The 2588-nt window shown below is 59.4% G+C and carries 2 protein-coding genes; both read left to right on the forward strand.

Going from position 1 to position 2588, the window contains the following annotated elements:
* On the forward strand, positions 1-257 hold a 257-nt coding region (locus tag ACR0IK_RS24255), incomplete at its 5' end, for a sugar transferase (protein WP_480643672.1).
* Positions 258-353: 96 nt separating this feature from the next.
* A complete protein-coding gene (locus ACR0IK_RS24260) occupies positions 354-2489 on the forward strand; it encodes a polysaccharide biosynthesis tyrosine autokinase (RefSeq protein WP_480643673.1) in 2136 nt (711 codons plus the stop codon).
* Positions 2490-2588 lie beyond the last annotated feature (99 nt).

A 2588-nucleotide genomic window follows, 5' to 3' on the forward strand; every position in this document is an offset into this window, starting at 1 on the left:
TGAAAGGCGAGATGAGCTTTGTCGGCCCGCGCCCTGTTGTGGCCATCGAACTGGTCAAATACGGCAGGTCCGCTTCGGCCTATCTGGCGCAGAAACCGGGGATCACCGGGCTGTGGCAGGTCTCGGGGCGCAACGATATCAGCTATGGCGAGCGGGTCGCGCTGGATGTCGCCTACCTGAACCGGCGCAGCTTTCTTAACGATATCAGGATCATCTCCCAGACTGCCTCAACCGTGCTTCGCAGAACCGGAAAGTAACGGGCGCACAGACCTTTATTCTTGCTTTGGGACCATGTAGAGAGCAGCGGCACACGCGTTTCGCGTGTGCCAGGCTTTTGGAATCGTATTCTTGATATGAAGCAAGCTCCGATACACGACGCGCAGTTCACATCGAACCGATCCCCGGCAAGTGACACGCCGCAAAATGACACCATCGACCTGGCCGCTTTGGCGGGTACTTTGTGGCGTGGCAAGTGGATCATCACCCTGACCACCGCCGTGACCATTCTGGTCGGAGCCTTTTATGCCTTTGTCGTCGCTGTCCCGTTGTACAAGTCCACCGCCGTGGTCATGCTGGAAACCGATCAGGCCAGCGTGGTTGATCTGCAAAGCGTGGTGGGCGGCCTGGCGGGAGACACGGCCGAGGTCAATTCCGAGCTGGAAGTGCTCCGGTCCCGCGGCTTAATGGGCAAGGTTGTCGACAGGCTTGAACTGGTCTCGGACCCAGAGTTCAACACCGACCTACTCCCGGCCTCTGCGCTCGACGGGGTCAAGCAGTTTATCAAATCGGTGTTTGGGGCCGGACCCAACCCCGAACCTGTCTCTGAAGAACTGGCTGAACGGTTGCTACGCGACGATGTGATCTCGGCCCTGCTCGATAAGGTTTCAGTACGCAACGTGGCGCAAAGCCTTGTGTTCGAGGTGACGGCCGAAACCAAATCGGCGCGCAAGTCGGCCCTGATCGCGGACACGATTGTCGAGCTTTACGTTCTGAACCAGATCGAGGTGAAATTCGACGCCACCGAACAGGCGACCGCCTGGCTGACCGACCGCGTGGCCGAGCTGCAGATCGATCTGGAAACCGCCGAGGCAAAGGTCAACGAATTCAATTCGACGACAGCGCTGATCTCACCCGAAGCGCTGCAATTGCAGGAAGTGCAGCTAAAGGACTTGCGCGAACGCCGCGAGTCAGCCGAGGCGACCCGCATCTCGGCGCAGACCCGGTATGACGCGTTGAACACCGCCGAGACCCGCGCGGCCCAGTCTGCCGCCAGCCAGGACCCGCAACTGCAACGACTGCTTGGGCAGATCGACGACTCAGATGCCGGTGAGGCCGACTTTGACACCGCCTTCCAGCGCCTGGTTGCGCGGACTGCGCTTGAAGCTCGGCGGGCAACGCAGCAGGTTCAGGCCCTGACGCTGTCAGCCGACGAGCTGGGCCAGAAGATCGCGCAGCAGAGTGCGGATCTGATTACACTGCAACAGCTGGCACGCGAGGCGGAAGCCGTTCGGCTGCTATACGAGTATTTCCTGGCCCGCCTGAAAGAGACATCGGCGCAGGAAGGCATCCAGAAAGCCGACAGTCGGCAATTGTCGAGCGCCGTAATCCCGGGCAACCCTTCGGAACCGAAAAAGTCTCTGATCCTTGCGCTTTCAACCATTCTGGGCCTCCTGCTGGGCGTCGGTATCGTGTTGCTGGCCGAGGCACGGCGTAAAGGCTACCGCACGGCCCAGGAACTGGAGCGCAAAACCGGTTACAGCGTTCTGGGTCAGATACCCGTCTTTCCCGGCCGCGGGCGCCGCAAGGTACTGGAGTATCTCGCGGAAAAACCCTCATCTGCCACGGCCGAGGCGGTACGCAACCTGCGCACCTCACTGATGTTGTCCAATGTGGACCGCCCACCGCAGGTTGTGGTGATCACCTCTTCGCTACCGGGTGAAGGCAAGACAACGAATGCGTTGGCGCTGGCGCAGAATTTTGTCGGTATAGGCAAAAAGGTATTGCTGGTCGAAGGCGATATTCGGCGCTTGACCATGACGGAGCAATTGCAGGGTGTGCCGAAGAACGGGATCGTTTCGGTTCTGGCCGGGGACTCAACCGCGCAGGAGGCAATCTTTCAAGACCCGCTGCTGGGTTGTGACATCCTAGCCGGCGAGAAGACCTCGGCCAACGCGGCGGACCTCTTCGCATCCGAACGGTTCCGGTTGTTCCTGGAGGATTTGCGCCAGAAGTACGACATCATCCTGATCGACACGCCACCGACCTTGCTGGTTTCTGACGCGCGCCTGATTGCGCGCAACGCAGATGCGGTGCTGCTGACCGTCAAATGGAACGACACGTCCGAACAGGATCTCGCTGAAACCATGCGACTGTTCCACACCGACAATCAGCGCCTGACCGGGCTTGTACTGAGTCAGATCAATGCCCGCAGTGCTCGGCAATACGGCTATTCCTACGGCAGCTACGCCAACAAGTACTACAACAACTAGAATTGCTGCCCGATTTTTTTGGCGGCAGCGGCGCGTTGGGCAAGCGCGCCGTTTTTGTGGGTTTTATATGTATCAGTTTGTGCTGACGGTGCTTGTTGT

This window comes from Ruegeria sp. BF7 (genome assembly GCF_056538605.1).